Genomic DNA, 14,980 nt, shown 5'->3' with positions numbered 1-14,980 from the left:
CTCAGCGTTCCTTCAGGCGCTCCAGGTGTCTCAGATCGAGGGATTCGAAGGTCTCCCGGATCTGGAAGAAGAAGATCACGAGGACGAACACCCCCACCAGCACATCCAGCGCGATGCCCAGCTCCACCACCAGCGGCACGCCATAGGTGGCACTGGTGGCGGCGAAGAAGAGACCGTTCTCCATGGCGAGAAAGCCGATCACCTGGGCGATGGCCTGGCGCCGCGTGATCATGGTCAGGAAGGAGATCAAAACCACCGCCATGGCGATCCCCAGCGTCGAGCGCGTGACGGTGCCAGCAAGGGCGGAAATGGGCTGGGCCAGGTTGAAGGCGAAAATCACCAGCACGATGCCGATCAGCATGGTGGTGGGAATGTTGATCACCGGCTCCACGTCGCGTTCCATGTCCAGCCGCCGTACCAGGCGGAAGAAAATCCAGGGCAGCACGATCACCTTGAGCAGCAGCGTGAGGGCGGCGGAAGCGAGCAGGTGGGGTTGTCGCGTGTAGAGCGCCACCAGGGTGGTGGACAGCGTGAGTGCCAAGCCCTGCCAGGCAAAAAGGGTGATGAGGCCGACGATGCGCCGCTGCGACAGCAGGGCAAAGGCGATGAGGAGCAGCGCAGCGGCCAGCAGATTGACGAATTGGAGGGGAAGCGGCAGGTTCATGGGTGCTCCAGGAGGAAATGCACCAGCATGCCCAGCACGGCGAGGAGAAAGGCGGTGCCGAGAAATTCCGGAACGCGGAACAGGCGCAGCTTGGCATTGAGGGTTTCCAGGAGAGCCAGGGCGAAGCCGCCTGCCAAAAGCTTCAGTGTGAGGGCGACTAGGGCGAGGGGGAGCCCCATCCAGTCGCCCACGGGGGCAATGCCCCAGGGCAGAAACAGCGCGATGCCCAGGGTGGAATAGGTGAACAGTTTCAGCGCCACCGCCCACTCGATGAGGGCGAGATGACGCCCGGAATACTCCAGGATCATCGCCTCGTGGATCATGGTCAGTTCCAGGTGGGTGGTGGGGTTGTCCACCGGGATGCGCGCGTTTTCCGCCGTGGACACCATCCAGAAGGCGACGGCGGCAAAGGCCAGGCTAGGATAGATGGCGAATTGCTGATGCGCGAACACCTCGACGATGGTGGGCAGGGCGGTGGACTTGGCGATCAGGCTGGCGGTGAAGAAGACCATGAGCAAAGCAGGCTCCGCCAGGAAAGCCACCAGCATCTCGCGGCGTGCACCCAGGGTGCCGAAGGAGGTGCCCACGTCCATCGCCGCCAGGGCCTGGAACACACGCGCCACGGCGAAAAGCCCGACCAGGGCGATGGCATCGGCAGCGGGGGAGAAGGGCAGATCGTTGATGAGGGTGGGCACGATGCCGGCCGCCAGCACCATGGCGGCGAAGATGACATAGGGGGCGACGCGGAAGAGGGCGGAGGCGTGGGGTGCGAGTACCACGTCCTTGTGGAACAGCCGCCGCAGATTGCGATAGGGCAAAAGCAGAGAAGGCGCGCGCCGGTTGGCAAGCCAGGCGCGGCAGGCATTGACCCAGCCCAAAAGCAGAGGTGCGGCGAGGACAGCAAGCAGGGTTTGGCCCAGTTGCAGGGCGATTCCGCTTTCCATTTCAGCCACTCACGAAGAAAAGGAGGAAGGTGAGGGTGGCGAAGCTGTAGAACAGATACCACTGGATGCGGCCATGCTGCAGCCGGGCGGCCGTGTCGGCGAGCCCGCCCACCGCGCGCGCCAGGGGCGCATAGAGCAGGGACCAGAGGCGATCCCGGGTCGCCCCGCGATAACGCGGCCGGCGGTCGAAGGGATCCGGCACTTCCCGTTCGACCCCCATGAATGGCTCGAAGATCTGGCGGATGGGCTGGCCGAAACCCTCCGCCGTATCCTGCATGCGTGCGTCCTGTTCCGGATAACCGCAGTCCCAGGCCGGCGCGCGCCGCACCCGGCCGTGGTAGACGAGTCGCACCCACACCACGGTGAGCAGGAACACGACCAAAATCACGGCGAAGAAGACCGCCGGCGCATAGCTTGCGCGGTCGGCATCGATGGGGGCGAGAAAGACACTGGTGGGCACGGGCAGTGCCGCCCCCAATAGCATGCTGGCGGCAGGTTTGATCCAATCGAGGGCAATGGGGGGCACGAGCCCCAGCGTGACGCAGGCGGCGGCGAGCCAGACCATGCCCAGCCGCTCGAATCCCGCCGCCTCGTGGGCCTGCGCCAGCTCCTCACTGCGCGGCTGGCCGAGGAAGGTCACGCCATAGAACTTCACCATGACGTAGGCGGCGAGCGCCGCAGCGAGTGCCACGGCGGCGGCGGCCACGGGAATGATCATGTTGAGGTAGGGCTCAGTGAGCCCCGGGGTGAAGAGAAAGGCCTGCAACAGCAGCCACTCGGAGACGAAACCGTTCATGGGTGGCAGGCCAGCAATGGCCAGCACGCCGACCAGCGTGAGACTTGCCGTCCACGGCATGCTGCGGATGAGGCCGCCAAGGCCACCCATGAGCCGTGTGCCAGCGGCATGCAGGACCGAGCCGGTGCCGATGAACAGCAGCCCCTTCATGAGGGCGTGGTTGAGGACGTGGTAGAGGGCGGCCGTCATTGCCAGGGCGGCGAGCGCCGCCTTGCCTTCGGCGCGGAATATGAGGGCAAGTCCGATGCCGGTGACGATGATGCCGATGTTCTCGATGGAGGACCACGCCAGCAGGCGTTTGATGTCGGATTGCACCGCGGCAAAGATCACACCATAGAGGGCGGAGACGAGGCCGACCACCATGAGCAGCGTACCCCACCAGGCCGGCTGCGCCGGCAGAAGATCCAGGGTGATCCGCAGAAGACCATAGATCGCGGTTTTCAGCATCACGCCCGACATTAGCGCTGACACCGGGGAAGGGGCTGCAGGATGCGCTTCCGGCAGCCAGACGTGCAGGGGCACCAGTCCCGCCTTAGCGCCGAAGCCGGCGAGGGCGAGCAGAAATGCCACCGTTGCCCAGAAAGGGCTGGGGGTGGCCGCGCGCATGACTTCGAAGGTATAGGCACCGTGCCCGCCCTGGATCACGCCGAAGGCGAGCAGCAGGGAGACTGCCCCCACGTGGGCCATGAGCAGATAGAGGAAGCCCGCGCGGCGGATTTCCTCCACCGCATGGTCGGTGGTCACCAGGAAATAGGAGGCGATGGCCATCACTTCCCAGGCCACCATGAAGACGTAGGCGTCATCGGCCAGCACCACCAGCCCCATGCCGGCAAGGAACAGGTTGTACCAAAGGCCAGCGGTGCGCGCGGCGGCCCCCTCAAGATGGCGGAAATAACCCGCCCCATAGAGACTCACGCCGAAGGCGGCCAGCCCCTCCACGACGACGAAAAAGGCGGACAAGGCATCCAGGCGCAGATGGAAGGGCAGATCGGGCAGCCCCAGGGGCAACACCATGGCCTGGGTCGGGCCCGGCAGGGCGGCGATGCCCACTGCCGCGAAAACGAGCGCGATCAGCGCCGAGACGAGGTAGAGGAGGCGCCCGGGGGTGAGAAAATGAAGGCCCCCCACCGCGGCCCAGGCCAGCAGACAGGCCCACGCCAGGTGCAGCGACGGTCCAGGGAGGAAGGCCATGCAACCTTTGCCGGAAGAGTTGGGAGTCGGTGGATTCTAGTGTTAACCGCTTGCAAGTTCAATGTTAATCGTATTAACATTTGCGGTCGGCACCGAAACAAACCCGCTATGGAGCAGCGCACCGCCCGCCTCACCATTCTCATCGATCCGCGCAAGAAGAAACTCTTCGAGGAGATTTGCGCGCAACAGGACCTCACGCCCTCGCAGGTCGTGCGGCGTCTCATCCGTCAGTACATCATCGAGCATGCGGGCGATCGCAAGCTGCCCGACTGGCTGATCCGGGGCAGCGGACGCGGCTGAGACGGCCGCCACGCTGCGCTGCGTTCAGAATTCGTTGCGAATCCGGTTGTAGCCCTTGACGAGCTCGCGGTTGGCTTCCGCCACCGACTCGGAGAAACCGGCCACATCCGGCGTCACCCGCTCGATACGGGCGAGATCGGCATCGGAATGGATATTGACCGTGGAGGGAATGTAGAAACCCGGCGGCACGGTGCACCCTTCCACCACGGAATTGTGGCGGACCACCGAGCCATCGCCGACGGTGCAGTTGAACAGCACCGAGTTGAAGCCGATGAAGACGTTGTTGCCCACCCGGCATGGGCCGTGCACGATGGAGCGGTGGGCGATCGACGTGCCTTCCCCGATGATCACGCCCCCGCCGGCCTTACAGTGGATCACCACACCGTCCTGGATGTTGGAATTGGCGCCGATGATGATGGGTTCCATATCGCCCGCCTCGTTCACCTCATCGGCGCGGATCACGGCATAGGGGCCGATGAAGACGTTTTCCCCGACGATGACCTTGCCGCACAAAATGGCGGTGGGATCGACGAAGGCGGAGGCGGCGACGACGGGCCAGTCGCCCCGGGGATTCTTGCGGATCATGGCGGCTTCCCTGGAAAAAAGTGCAATTTTAACGTGAAACGAGGGGAAGCGTTTTTTCGCCCGTTCCCCTCCCCGCCTTCGGTCGCCCTCACCCTCCGGGAGGGCACAGGGGGCTTCCGGCCCATCACATTCGTTTGGGAAAGGCCGGCGATGAGCCGGCCAAGGGACGCCTCAGCTGGCAAGCGCCAGGGCACGGACTAGGCGGCCCAGCACAGTTTTCCTAGGCGGCGCATGGACGACCAGCAGGTCGAAAGCCTCATTGTCTGCAGCGACATGAAGGCCAAAGGGTGCGGCGCGACTCACCAGCACCAGATCGGGTTCGCAGGTGGCGATGAGATCGCGCACGCAGGCGGACATCGCACCCGCCCGGGCGAAAAGCTGTGCCTCCCCGGTGCCGATGCGTGCGGCGAGACGCCGGAGCCGCTGCAGGAAAATGGCTTCCAGGGCAGCCCTGGCCTGTTGCGGGGTGAGCCACTCCGCTTCTGAGGTTTCCCAGCCGGGCCGGTGGGGCACGATCGTGCCCAGCATCAGTTGCGCGCCGTGCAGGTGGGCGAGATCGCGGGCGTGGGTGGCGAGGGTTTGACCCGCCGGCGACAGTTCCAACAGGGCGAGGATGCGGCGCCAGTGTCTCATCGGTGACCTTTCGCGCTTTGCCAGCGGCTCCTTCAGCCGGCCGCCTGCAGAGGACCGGGCAGCGGTTCGTTGGAGGCGGCTTGTGGACGGCAGACGTGGAAAATGCGCTTGTCGCAGCGGGCGCACAGTTCGGGGTTGAGTTTGGGGTAGAGGGTTTCGATGGGGCGGCTGCGGACGGGGAAGAGGTTTTCGCGGCCGATCTGATCGAGGGCGCCGGTTTTTTCCAGGGTTTTTTGGGCGGTCTCCTTGAGGCGGTAGAAGTACAGGCCGCCGCCCAGGGTTTTGCGGCGGCGTGCTTCGTGGGCCAGCATTTCGGCGCCGGCGATGTCGATGAAGTTGATGCCGGAGGCGACGATGAGGACGTGTTTTTGTGTGGGCTGGATGGTGTCGATGGCGTGCAGGTGCTGCTGGACGTGATCGACGGCGCCGAAGAAGAGGGAGCCGTTGATGCGGACCATTTTGAGCTGTGGGCATTCGGGGTGGCCGCTGGCATCGATGTAGTGATAGCTGCCGGGTTCGGGGTCGGGGACGACGGCCTGCACCTGGGGGCGGGAGGTGCGGGAGAGGTAGAAGAGGAGGGAGAGGAGGACGCCGAAGAAGATGCCTTTTTCCAGGTCGATGAGGGTGCCGATGAGGGTGACCCAGAGGACGAGGGACTCGGTGCGGCTGACATGCCAGATGGTGCGGATGTGATGGAAGTCGATGAGTCCCCAGGCGACCAGGAAGAGGATGCCGGCCATGGCGGCGGTGGGCAGGTAGGCGGCAAGGGGGGCGACGAGGAGGAGGATGAGGACGAGGGCGAGGGAGGCGAAGACGGCGGCCAGAGGGGTGCGGGCGCCGGAGGCGTAATTGACGCCGCTGCGGTTGAAGGAACCGCTGCTGGCGTAGCTGGAGAAGAAGCTGCCGATGAGGTTGGACAGTCCCTGGCCGATGAATTCCTGGTTGCCGTCGATGCGTTGTTCGGACTTGGCGGCGATGGCGCGGGAGATGGAGACGGCCTCGGTGAGGGCGAGCATGGTCACCACCAGGGCGGGGAAGAACATATCGCGCAGGGCCTTGAAGGAGAAGTCTGGCGAAGAGAGGGGTGGCAAGCCGGCGGGCAGGGCGCCGACGGTTTGGATGCCGGTATGCTGGGGGCCGAAGTGTTGGTTGAGGAGGAAGGCGGCGAGGGAGCCGATGATCATGGCGGCGATCATGTAGGGCAGGCGGGGCAGGAAGCGTTTGACGAGGATGCCTGCGGCGAGGGTGATGAGGCCGACGGCGGTGACGTAGGGGTTGATGTGATCGGCCTGCAGGACGAGCTGGTGGAGGATTTCGTGCAGGGGCAGGCCGCGGGGCATGTTGAGGCCGAAGAAGTGTTTGATCTGGCTGCCGGCGATGAGGAGGGCGGCGCCGGCGGTGAAGCCGATGACCACGGTGTGGGAGATGAAGTTGACCAGGGTGCCCATGCGTGCGAGCCCCAGGAGGAGCTCGAAGAGGCCGACGAGGAAGGTGAGGGTGAGCACCAGGGAGATGAACTCGGGGGAGCCTGGGGTGGCGTGGGGGGCGACGGAGGCGAACACCGCGATGGAGATGGCGGTGGTGGGTCCGGAGACCAGATGCCAGCTGGAGCCGAAGAGGGCGGCGATGATGGCGGGCACCATGGCGGCGTAGAGGCCGTACTGGGGAGGCAGGCCGGCGATGATGGCGAAGGCCACCCCCTGGGGCAGCACGATGAGGGCGCCGGTCAGTCCCGCCAGGGCGTCCGCCCGGAGCGTTTCCTGATTCACCATCGGCCACCAGCGCAGGAAGGGGAAAAGACGATAAAGCAGAGGCTGGGCGTGCATGGGCTGCTGGGCTTGAAAAAAAGCAACCCGCAATGCTAGCTCTGCACCCGTCAAGGAAACGTCAACGGTGCATCAAGGCTGCGTCAAAGGAGCGAGCAGGAGGGAGGGGGACTTCCTTGCGCTGGTTGATTCAGCCAATGGTGGGGCCGATTGAGGAGCGGAAAACCAGTTGGGCGGTGGTGCCCCGTCCCTCCTCGCTGTCGAGGGTGATAGACCAGCCTTGGCGGTCGCAGATGCGCTTGACCAGGGAAAGTCCGATGCCGGCACCTTTGCTTGCGGCGCCGCGGTAGTAGCGCTCGAACACCCGCGCCAGCTCGTCGGCACGGATGCCGATGCCGGTGTCCTCCACCACCAGACGATCGCCGGACAGGCGGATTCGCACCGTCCCACCCTGCGTATAGGTAAAGGCGTTGCGGATCAGGTTGCCGATGACCACGGCCAGCAGGGTGCGTTCGACGGGCAGCCAAAGATCGGCGTCGAGCGCCAGTTCGAGGCGAATGGCGCGGTCGGCGATGAGGGGTCGATGATGCTCGATGCACTCGGTGAGGACCTCCCGCACGGAACATCTTTCGTCCGGGTTGGCCCGTGCGGTTTCCTCGCGCGCGAGCAGCAGCAGGGCGGTGATGAGTTCCACCATGTCGCGGCTGGCGCGCGCGATGCGGGCGATCCTCTGCTGCTGCCGGCCGTTGAGGGAGGGATCTTCCTGCAGGACTTCGGTGGCGCCCTGGATCACCGCCAGGGGCGTGCGCAATTCGTGACTCACGTCCGCGGTGAAGGCGCGTTCGCGGGCGATGAAGGCGCGCAGTCGCTCGATGTAGGCATCGAAGGCGCGCGCCATCTCGCCCACTTCGTCATCGCCGAAATGGCTGGCCAGCGCCGGGGCCTGGGCGTCGGGGTCGGCTTCGCTGATTTCCCTTGCCAGTCGCGTGACCGGGGCCACTACGCGGCCGGCCAGCCAGTAACCCCCCGCGGCGGACAGCAGGGTCATGATGGCCACTCCCGCCGCGAGCACGTAGAGGAAACGCCTTTCCCGCTGAATGTGCGGAGTTTCGTCGAACATCATGACGTGGCGCACGCCCGCCCGTTCGGCGACGATGACGCGGTAGGGCCGGCCCTCTAGGGGGATGCTGTACTGGCCCAGGGGCAGGGTGCGCACCGCTTCCGGTATCTCGCGGCTCGCTTCCGGGCCCAGCACGTAGCCCCGCAGCATGAGGGTGTGCGGGGGCAGGGAATGGGGATTGCGCGCGCGACGCGCGAGGTAGTCCTCCATCTCGGCGCGCAGGGTTTCATCCAGCAGGCGGGTGCCGAGGTCGCGGGCGGAAACGTACAGCCCGGCGGCGAGCAGCAGGCTCACCAGGGCGCCGAACCAGGCGAAGGTGAAGGCAACGCGCAGCCGCAGGCTACGGGGAAGGCGCAGACGAGGCGGCATCCTCTTCCGCCAACTGATAGCCCAGACCCCGCACGGTGTGCAGGAGGGGCCGTTCACCCGGCGCATCGATCGCCCGCCGCAACAAATGCATGTGGGCCCGCAGGGCATCGCTGTCCGGCGGGGTGTCGCCCCAGATGGCGTGCTCCAGCTCGCTGCGGCTCAGTACCCGCGGCGAATGGCGCATCAGGGTTTCCAGAAGCCGCAAGGGAATCGGCGGCAACTGGATGGCGCGCTGGCCACGGCTGATTTTCAGGGTGTCGGTATCGAAGGACAGGTCGCCCACCTGCAGGCGGGTGCGCAGTCCCTGACCCTGCGCACGCCGTGCCAGCGCCTTCAGCCGGGCTTCCACTTCGCGCAGGGCGAAGGGTTTGACCACGTAATCATCGGCGCCCGATTCGAGGCCGACGATTTTGTCGTCCAGCGCATCGCGCGCGGTGACGATGAGTACGGGTGTGGTTTTCTGCGCTTCCTCCCGCAGTTTGCGGCAAAGCGTGATGCCATCCATACCCGGCAGCATGAGGTCGAGGACGATGGCGTCGTAGTCGTTCACCGTGGCCAGATGCAGGCCGGTGAGTCCATCGCCGGCCACATCCACCGTATGACCGCGGTCGGCCAGGAATTCCAGCAGGTTGGCGGCGAGATCGGGATTGTCTTCGATGATGAGCAGGCGCATCGCCCCTATTGTAGCGCTGCCGCCGCCGCTCAACAGACTACTGGGCGATGCCCTGGGTCTCGCTCAGGACCTCGTGCTGGCGCCGGTGTTCCGCCATGCCCCGGATCAGCGCGGTCAGCACGGTGACCGCTCCCAGCACCAGGGCCAGGGCCAGCACCCCGTCGCCGGCCATTTTCAGCGTCTTTACCGTGCTGGCAGGCAGCGGCTCGATGAGGCCAAGCTGCGACAGGTAGCCCGGGATGTAGAAGAGACGGCTGAAGAGCACGGTGATCATGATCACCGCCATGGTCAGCTTGACCTGGTAATCCTTCACATAGGTGGTGCCGATGGCGCCAATCTGGATGCCGAACAAGGAGCCCAACAGGATGAGCATGGCCAGCCGCAGGTCCACCATGCCCTCCAGGCCGTAGAAAAGGGTCCCGCCCAGCCCCATGACGAAGGCGATCACCAGTTCGGTCGCCGAAGCCATGAGCGCAGGCACGCCGAAAATGTAGATCATGGCGGGTACACCGATGAAGCCGCCGACAGCGATGGTGGAAGCCAGCATGCCCGTGGCAAAACCCATGGGGGCGACGAAGAGGACCGAGATTTTCGCCTTCGCGCCCGGGAAATAGACCATCGTGCCCGGGATGTGTACCGACTGCACCCACCTGGCGAGCCGCGTCAGCCGGTGTTCCTCACCATGGGGATGGCTTTTCAGCTTGCGGTAATCCCGATAGACGAAACCGCCGACGATGGCGAGCACGATGACGAAGATCACCGACACGTAGAGATCGGTGCCCACCGCCCCGAAACGGTCCTTGATGCTGGTCATCACCTGCTTGCCATAGAGCATGCCCAGCTCGGCGAACACCCCCATGACCAGGCCCAGCTTGACGTCCACCTGACCGTACTTGTGGCGCTTGATGGCGCCCACCAGCGCCTTCGGGAACTTGTGGCAGATGTTGGAGGCGACGGCCACGATACCGGGCGCGCCCAGGGTCATCATCGCCGGGGTGAGGACGAAGGCCCCGCCGGAGCCGATGAAGCCCGACACCATGCCACCGATGAAACCGATGAGGATCAGCAGCAGGGCACCGGTGAGGTCGATGTCGATGAATTGAATGAGTTCCATGGCGACGTTCCCCTTATTTCTTCTTGTTGGCGGCCTTGAGGCCCAGGGCATCCCAGAACATGCCGGTGAAGGCGCCGTGCACGTAGGAGAGGACGAAAGCGGCGATGATGGGCACCAGGACGTTGAGCCAGTTGCCCTCGATCAGGGTACCGCCCTTGGCGGCGCAGGCTTCCGGGGTCGGTTTGTGGTAGTAGAGCTCCTTCCCGTTTTCCACCACCAGGCAGGCATCCACGGTGGTGTGGGCAAGGCGGACGATGTCGTCCTGGAAATGGAAAAGGGCCCAATAGAGAAGAGCCACCGCCACGCCCCAAAGCAGGGTCGTGGTCCAGCGTGTCCTGGCTTCTGCCATTTGTGATTGCTCCCGAAAAAATGTCAAGAAAACGTCAAATTCTAGCCGACTTCGCCGGCTGGCTCAAAGGGTCCGGGGGCGTCCGTCCGGCAGGCGTTCCTGACATTCGGGGAAAATCCGCGCGCGGCAGCGGGCGCACAGGTCGGGGTCGAGTTTGGGGTAGAGGGTTTCGATGGGGCGGCTGCGGACGGGGAAGAGGTTTTCGCGGCCGATTTGATCGAGGGCGCCGGTTTTTTCCAGGGTTTTTTGGGCGGTCTCCTTGAGGCGGTAGAAGTACAGGCCGCCGCCCAGGGTTTTGCGGCGGCGTGCTTCGTGGGCCAGCATTTCGGCGCCGGCGATGTCGATGAAGTTGATGCCGGAGGCGACGATGAGGACGTGTTTTTGTGTGGGCTGGATGGTGTCGATGGCGTGCAGGTGCTGCTGGACGTGATCGACGGCGCCGAAGAAGAGGGAGCCGTTGATGCGGACCATTTTGAGCTGTGGGCATTCGGGGTGGCCGCTGGCATCGATGTAGTGATAGCTGCCGGGTTCGGGGTCGGGGACGACGGCCTGCACCTGGGGGCGGGAGGTGCGGGAGAGGTAGAAGAGGAGGGAGAGGAGGACGCCGAAGAAGATGCCTTTTTCCAGGTCGATGAGGGTGCCGATGAGGGTGACCCAGAGGACGAGGGACTCGGTGCGGCTGACATGCCAGATGGTGCGGATGTGATGGAAGTCGATGAGTCCCCAGGCGACCAGGAAGAGGATGCCGGCCATGGCGGCGGTGGGCAGGTAGGCGGCAAGGGGGGCGACGAGGAGGAGGATGAGGACGAGGGCGAGGGAGGCGAAGACGGCGGCCAGAGGGGTGCGGGCGCCGGAGGCGTAATTGACGCCGCTGCGGTTGAAGGAACCGCTGCTGGCGTAGCTGGAGAAGAAGCTGCCGATGAGGTTGGACAGTCCCTGGCCGATGAATTCCTGGTTGCCGTCGATGCGTTGTTCGGACTTGGCGGCGATGGCGCGGGAGATGGAGACGGCCTCGGTGAGGGCGAGCATGGTCACCACCAGGGCGGGGAAGAACATATCGCGCAGGGCCTTGAAGGAGAAGTCTGGCGAAGAGAGGGGTGGCAAGCCGGCGGGCAGGGCGCCGACGGTTTGGATGCCGGTATGCTGGGGGCCGAAGTGTTGGTTGAGGAGGAAGGCGGCGAGGGAGCCGATGATCATGGCGGCGATCATGTAGGGCAGGCGGGGCAGGAAGCGTTTGACGAGGATGCCTGCGGCGAGGGTGATGAGGCCGACGGCGGTGACGTAGGGGTTGATGTGATCGGCCTGCAGGACGAGCTGGTGGAGGATTTCGTGCAGGGGCAGGCCGCGGGGCATGTTGAGGCCGAAGAAGTGTTTGATCTGGCTGCCGGCGATGAGGAGGGCGGCGCCGGCGGTGAAGCCGATGACCACGGTGTGGGAGATGAAGTTGACCAGGGTGCCCATGCGTGCGAGCCCCAGGAGGAGCTCGAAGAGGCCGACGAGGAAGGTGAGGGTGAGCACCAGGGAGATGAACTCGGGGGAGCCTGGGGTGGCGTGGGGGGCGACGGAGGCGAACACCGCGATGGAGATGGCGGTGGTGGGTCCGGAGACCAGATGCCAGCTGGAGCCGAAGAGGGCGGCGATGATGGCGGGCACCATGGCGGCGTAGAGGCCGTACTGGGGAGGCAGGCCGGCGATGATGGCGAAGGCCACCCCCTGGGGCAGCACGATGAGGGCGCCGGTCAGTCCCGCCAGGGCGTCCGCCCGGAGCGTTTCCTGATTCACCATCGGCCACCAGCGCAGGAAGGGGAAAAGACGGTAGAGCCAGAGATTGCAGGCGGGGTCGGCGGTGGACACTCGGGACATGGGCGGAGGAGGCGGGAAAAATATCAGCAGTATCTAATATTTAGGCGTGCCCCGCAATGCGGGCCGGGTTGCGGCGGCGCCGGCGCTGCGCATAAAATAGCGCCCAAGCCGCAAGCACCGCGTGGCAAGAACAAAAGCGGTCCGCCCCCATTGATGGGAAACCCGATTGGTGGAAATCCGGCAGCCAGCCTCCCACTGCCCGCGCCTTTCCCGGCGTGGGCAAAAGGCCCTGCCGGGTCTCAAAGGGGCGGCCTGCCCGTGGAAAGCCTTCTTAAACCACCCGAAAGAGTGAGGAAAATGAGCAAATCCATCCCAGCCATCCTGCTCGTGCTGCTTTCTTTTGCCGGGAGCGCCCTGGCGGAAGGAAACGCTGCGGCGGGCAAAAACAAGAGCTCCATGTGTGCGGGCTGCCACGGCATCGAAGGCTACCGCAGCGTCTATCCCGATACCTATCGGGTCCCCAAGATCGGCGGACAGCATGCGGAATACATCATCGCCGCGCTCAAGGCCTACAAGGCGGGGGAACGCAAGCATGCCACCATGCGGGCCATTGCCGGCAGCCTTTCCGATCAGGACATGGCCGATCTCGCGGCCTACTATGCCGACGCCAAATAAGAAAGGGACCACCATCATGATGAGCCGCCTTCTCCTTTCCACCCTCATCCTGGGGCTTGGCACGGCGCTTCCCGCGGCCGCCGTCACCGGCAACGCCTCAGCGGGCAAGGCCAAGAGCACGGTCTGTGCCTCCTGCCACGGGCCCGACGGCAACAGCCCGACCCCGGCCTTCCCCAAACTGGCCGGCCAGAACGATGATTATCTCGTCCATGCCCTGAAGGCCTACCGCGACAAAAGCCGCGTCAACGCCATCATGAACGGGCAGGCCGCCAATCTTTCCGATCAGGACATCGCCGATCTGGCGGCGTATTTCGCCAGCCAGTCGGGTCTCAAGTACAAGCGCTGAATTTTCATCTGCCCACGCGCAGCCGGGGTATGGCCCTGGCTGCGCGTCTTGTCTTTGGCCTGCGATGCCTGTGGAGCTTGCGGGCCCGCTTTCCTTTGCGGGTGAAAGCCCCCATTCAGCGCCCGCCGGTCGCCGGGCGTTTCGCCAGTTGGGCGTCGATGCAACCGAAATAAATTCCCGCATCGGGTGGGGTGTGGTGACGCTGGGCGTGCCAGACCATTTCCCCCAGACAGTCGATCAGCACGTGTGCGGCATCGTGTGGCGCAAGACCTCTTTCGAGGAGTGCCGTGTGGCGGGCGCGGATGCCCGGCGGCTGGTCGATGGAGAGCTGTTCCAAGAGGGCCAGATGCAGGGCGAGGTGGAGGAAGGGGTTGGTCTCGCCCGCTTCCACGGGGTAATCGCGGTCCAAGTGGCGCTCCGGTTGGGCGAGTACCGGGTGGTATTCCGGATGCAGCAGGATGACCTCGATGGCCAGGGTCTCCAGTCCGGCAAGGGGCTCGCCCGCCCGGTATTTGCGCCAGGTCTCGAAGAAGAAACGGCGCGCCGCTTCCCGCGAGGGATCAAACATCGCACTTGAAAAGCCCGACCACGGCCGAGTACTGGAAAAGCTCGTTGCTGTCCCCGAAGGGCGCGATCTCGCCGTTGCCGTAAAAGCCGATCACCGGCATGCCGGGGAAACGGTTCTTGACCAGTTCCAGGTCGCGGTCGATGCCGCCGTAGAAATACGGGCCCCGGCCCATGCAGGGAAAGAGCAGGGCAAAATCGGGGCTTGCCCCCAGCGCCCGGTGCACCCGGTCCAGGGTGAGGCGCATGTCCCGTTCCGCAGCCAGGGGCTGCCGCAGGGCCCAGAACAGGCGTTCGCCCGGAGACAGGCGGGCCGACAGCGTCACCGAGCGGTCATCGGCATTGGTGGAGATGACCGGTGCCAGACGGTAGCGTCCCTCCTCAATCGCGGTCTTTGGATCCCCGAAAATGACACCGGCAAGGATGAGGTGGAGGGGAATGCGTTCCAGGGCGCGCACATCCAGGGGCAGTTCCCGCGCCAGGGTGTTGAGGGAAGGTTGGGAGGCGACGCTGATCACGTCGTAGCCGCTCACCTGGGTGATTTCCATGGGCTGCGAGAGGGGACGTACCCCTTGGGAGACGCCCACCGCGCCGCGGGCACCGCGGATCACGCTTTCGCAGCGGCCGTTGCCGGCGAGGCGGCCCCCGCACCAGACCTTGAACGGCCCGCGTCCCGTGGCATCTCCCGATACCCCGCCGAAGCGCCGCCCCGGCGCCTTGATCCAGGCACTGTTGAGGGCATTGGGGGCGGCCAGCGCCAGAATGAGTTCATCGCCTTCTTCCCCATGGGCGGGGGTGAGGGAGAGCCTGCCGCCGAAGACCATGGCCGCGGCCGCCGGGGCATCCAGCACCCATTCCTCCTCGGTGAAGATGCCGGCGGCGGAACAGCCGACGATCTGCGTACAGTTGGCGGCGCGGGAGGCGGCGCGCACCGCCGGTTGGGGATCGGGGGCGAATTCCGGGGTGAGGAAAAGCAGCACGGCCTTGGCGTGGGTAAGGCCGGCGCGGGCCATGGCGGTCGCCACGGCCTGCCGCGCCAGGTCCTCATGGGCGGTGCGGCCGGTGGCCAGCGCAGTGGCAATGGGCAT

The 14,980-nt window shown here is 65.2% G+C and carries 16 protein-coding genes; 3 read left to right on the top strand and 13 right to left on the bottom strand.

The features are described from left to right. Position 1: 1 nt before the first annotated feature. Genes K6T56_04045 through hyfB form a run of 3 tightly spaced genes read right to left on the bottom strand, consistent with a single transcriptional unit; the run spans position 2 to position 3,595 of the window. A complete protein-coding gene (locus K6T56_04045) occupies positions 2-664 on the bottom strand; it encodes a formate hydrogenlyase (GenBank protein ID MCL6555518.1) in 663 nt (220 codons plus the stop codon). Next, positions 661-1,608, bottom strand: a complete 948-nt coding sequence (locus K6T56_04040) for an NADH-quinone oxidoreductase subunit H (GenBank protein ID MCL6555517.1) — start codon at positions 1,606-1,608, stop codon at positions 661-663. The genes K6T56_04045 and K6T56_04040 overlap by 4 nt, the downstream gene beginning before the upstream one ends. 1 nt (position 1,609) lies before the next feature. Then, the gene (gene hyfB, locus K6T56_04035) at positions 1,610-3,595 is read right to left on the bottom strand and encodes a hydrogenase 4 subunit B (protein MCL6555516.1); all 1,986 of its coding nucleotides are present in this window, start codon (positions 3,593-3,595) and stop codon (positions 1,610-1,612) included. A 108-nt stretch (positions 3,596-3,703) separates the two neighbouring features. On the opposite strand from hyfB, the gene K6T56_04030 reads away from it, so the two are divergent. Continuing rightward, positions 3,704-3,895, top strand: coding sequence for a CopG family transcriptional regulator (locus K6T56_04030; GenBank protein MCL6555515.1), 192 nt, complete (start codon positions 3,704-3,706; stop codon positions 3,893-3,895). Positions 3,896-3,919: 24 nt separating this feature from the next. Here the strand turns inward: K6T56_04030 and K6T56_04025 are convergent, their stop codons facing one another. The 8 genes from K6T56_04025 to K6T56_03990 form a co-directional block, all read right to left on the bottom strand. After that, complete coding sequence (locus K6T56_04025; GenBank protein ID MCL6555514.1) at positions 3,920-4,480, bottom strand: carbonate dehydratase; 561 nt, start codon at positions 4,478-4,480, stop codon at positions 3,920-3,922. Between the two features lie 171 nt (positions 4,481-4,651). Continuing rightward, positions 4,652-5,113 (bottom strand): universal stress protein, encoded by a 462-nt coding sequence (locus K6T56_04020; protein ID MCL6555513.1) that lies wholly within the window; start codon positions 5,111-5,113, stop codon positions 4,652-4,654. A 32-nt stretch (positions 5,114-5,145) separates the two neighbouring features. Then, positions 5,146-6,939, bottom strand: a complete 1,794-nt coding sequence (locus K6T56_04015) for a SulP family inorganic anion transporter (protein ID MCL6555512.1) — start codon at positions 6,937-6,939, stop codon at positions 5,146-5,148. 130 nt (positions 6,940-7,069) lie between these two features. Continuing rightward, entirely contained in the window at positions 7,070-8,368 is a 1,299-nt protein-coding gene (locus tag K6T56_04010) for a HAMP domain-containing histidine kinase (GenBank protein ID MCL6555511.1), read from the bottom strand. Next, positions 8,340-9,041, bottom strand: coding sequence for a response regulator transcription factor (locus K6T56_04005; protein MCL6555510.1), 702 nt, complete (start codon positions 9,039-9,041; stop codon positions 8,340-8,342). The genes K6T56_04010 and K6T56_04005 overlap by 29 nt, the downstream gene beginning before the upstream one ends. A gap of 37 nt (positions 9,042-9,078) precedes the next feature. After that, positions 9,079-10,155, bottom strand: coding sequence for a sulfite exporter TauE/SafE family protein (locus K6T56_04000; GenBank protein MCL6555509.1), 1,077 nt, complete (start codon positions 10,153-10,155; stop codon positions 9,079-9,081). Positions 10,156-10,168: 13 nt separating this feature from the next. After that, positions 10,169-10,504, bottom strand: coding sequence for a hypothetical protein (locus tag K6T56_03995; protein MCL6555508.1), 336 nt, complete (start codon positions 10,502-10,504; stop codon positions 10,169-10,171). Positions 10,505-10,567: 63 nt separating this feature from the next. Continuing rightward, entirely contained in the window at positions 10,568-12,367 is a 1,800-nt protein-coding gene (locus K6T56_03990) for a SulP family inorganic anion transporter (protein MCL6555507.1), read from the bottom strand. Positions 12,368-12,664: 297 nt separating this feature from the next. Here K6T56_03990 and K6T56_03985 point away from each other — a divergent pair, with 297 nt between their 5' ends. Both K6T56_03985 and K6T56_03980 read left to right on the top strand, forming a co-directional pair. Continuing rightward, positions 12,665-12,982, top strand: a complete 318-nt coding sequence (locus tag K6T56_03985) for a c-type cytochrome (protein MCL6555506.1) — start codon at positions 12,665-12,667, stop codon at positions 12,980-12,982. 19 nt (positions 12,983-13,001) lie between these two features. After that, positions 13,002-13,328, top strand: a complete 327-nt coding sequence (locus K6T56_03980; protein ID MCL6555505.1) for a cytochrome c — start codon at positions 13,002-13,004, stop codon at positions 13,326-13,328. 115 nt (positions 13,329-13,443) lie between these two features. Here the strand turns inward: K6T56_03980 and K6T56_03975 are convergent, their stop codons facing one another. Together K6T56_03975 and K6T56_03970 are read right to left on the bottom strand one after the other, a co-directional pair. Beyond that, the gene (locus K6T56_03975) at positions 13,444-13,896 is read right to left on the bottom strand and encodes a DUF1841 family protein (GenBank protein MCL6555504.1); all 453 of its coding nucleotides are present in this window, start codon (positions 13,894-13,896) and stop codon (positions 13,444-13,446) included. Further along, positions 13,889-14,980 (bottom strand): FIST C-terminal domain-containing protein, encoded by a 1,092-nt coding sequence (locus K6T56_03970; protein ID MCL6555503.1) that lies wholly within the window; start codon positions 14,978-14,980, stop codon positions 13,889-13,891. Before K6T56_03970 ends, K6T56_03975 begins: the two co-directional genes overlap by 8 nt.

The sequence above is a fragment of the Burkholderiales bacterium genome (genome assembly GCA_023511995.1).
GTDB lineage: Bacteria > Pseudomonadota > Gammaproteobacteria > Burkholderiales > Thiobacteraceae > Thiobacter.
Note: the sequence above shows the minus strand (reverse complement) of the source record. Positions and strands in the feature narration are given on the sequence as shown.

Bases quoted from the DNA above. Each gene is read 5' to 3' on its own strand.
- K6T56_04000 (MCL6555509.1), bottom strand. From the start codon at position 10,155: ATGGAACTCATTCAATTCATCGACATCGACCTCACCGGTGCCCTGCTG.
- K6T56_03985 (MCL6555506.1), top strand. From the start codon at position 12,665: ATGAGCAAATCCATCCCAGCCATCCTGCTCGTGCTGCTTTCTTTTGCC.
- K6T56_03975 (MCL6555504.1), bottom strand. From the start codon at position 13,896: ATGTTTGATCCCTCGCGGGAAGCGGCGCGCCGTTTCTTCTTCGAGACC.
- K6T56_04025 (MCL6555514.1), bottom strand. From the start codon at position 4,480: ATGATCCGCAAGAATCCCCGGGGCGACTGGCCCGTCGTCGCCGCCTCC.
- K6T56_04010 (MCL6555511.1), bottom strand. From the start codon at position 8,368: ATGCCGCCTCGTCTGCGCCTTCCCCGTAGCCTGCGGCTGCGCGTTGCC.
- K6T56_04040 (MCL6555517.1), bottom strand. From the start codon at position 1,608: ATGGAAAGCGGAATCGCCCTGCAACTGGGCCAAACCCTGCTTGCTGTC.
- K6T56_03995 (MCL6555508.1), bottom strand. From the start codon at position 10,504: ATGGCAGAAGCCAGGACACGCTGGACCACGACCCTGCTTTGGGGCGTG.
- K6T56_04030 (MCL6555515.1), top strand. From the start codon at position 3,704: ATGGAGCAGCGCACCGCCCGCCTCACCATTCTCATCGATCCGCGCAAG.
- K6T56_04005 (MCL6555510.1), bottom strand. From the start codon at position 9,041: ATGCGCCTGCTCATCATCGAAGACAATCCCGATCTCGCCGCCAACCTG.
- K6T56_03990 (MCL6555507.1), bottom strand. From the start codon at position 12,367: ATGTCCCGAGTGTCCACCGCCGACCCCGCCTGCAATCTCTGGCTCTAC.
- K6T56_04015 (MCL6555512.1), bottom strand. From the start codon at position 6,939: ATGCACGCCCAGCCTCTGCTTTATCGTCTTTTCCCCTTCCTGCGCTGG.
- K6T56_03970 (MCL6555503.1), bottom strand. From the start codon at position 14,980: ATGCCCATTGCCACTGCGCTGGCCACCGGCCGCACCGCCCATGAGGAC.
- K6T56_04045 (MCL6555518.1), bottom strand. From the start codon at position 664: ATGAACCTGCCGCTTCCCCTCCAATTCGTCAATCTGCTGGCCGCTGCG.
- K6T56_03980 (MCL6555505.1), top strand. From the start codon at position 13,002: ATGAGCCGCCTTCTCCTTTCCACCCTCATCCTGGGGCTTGGCACGGCG.
- K6T56_04020 (MCL6555513.1), bottom strand. From the start codon at position 5,113: ATGAGACACTGGCGCCGCATCCTCGCCCTGTTGGAACTGTCGCCGGCG.
- hyfB (MCL6555516.1), bottom strand. From the start codon at position 3,595: ATGGCCTTCCTCCCTGGACCGTCGCTGCACCTGGCGTGGGCCTGTCTG.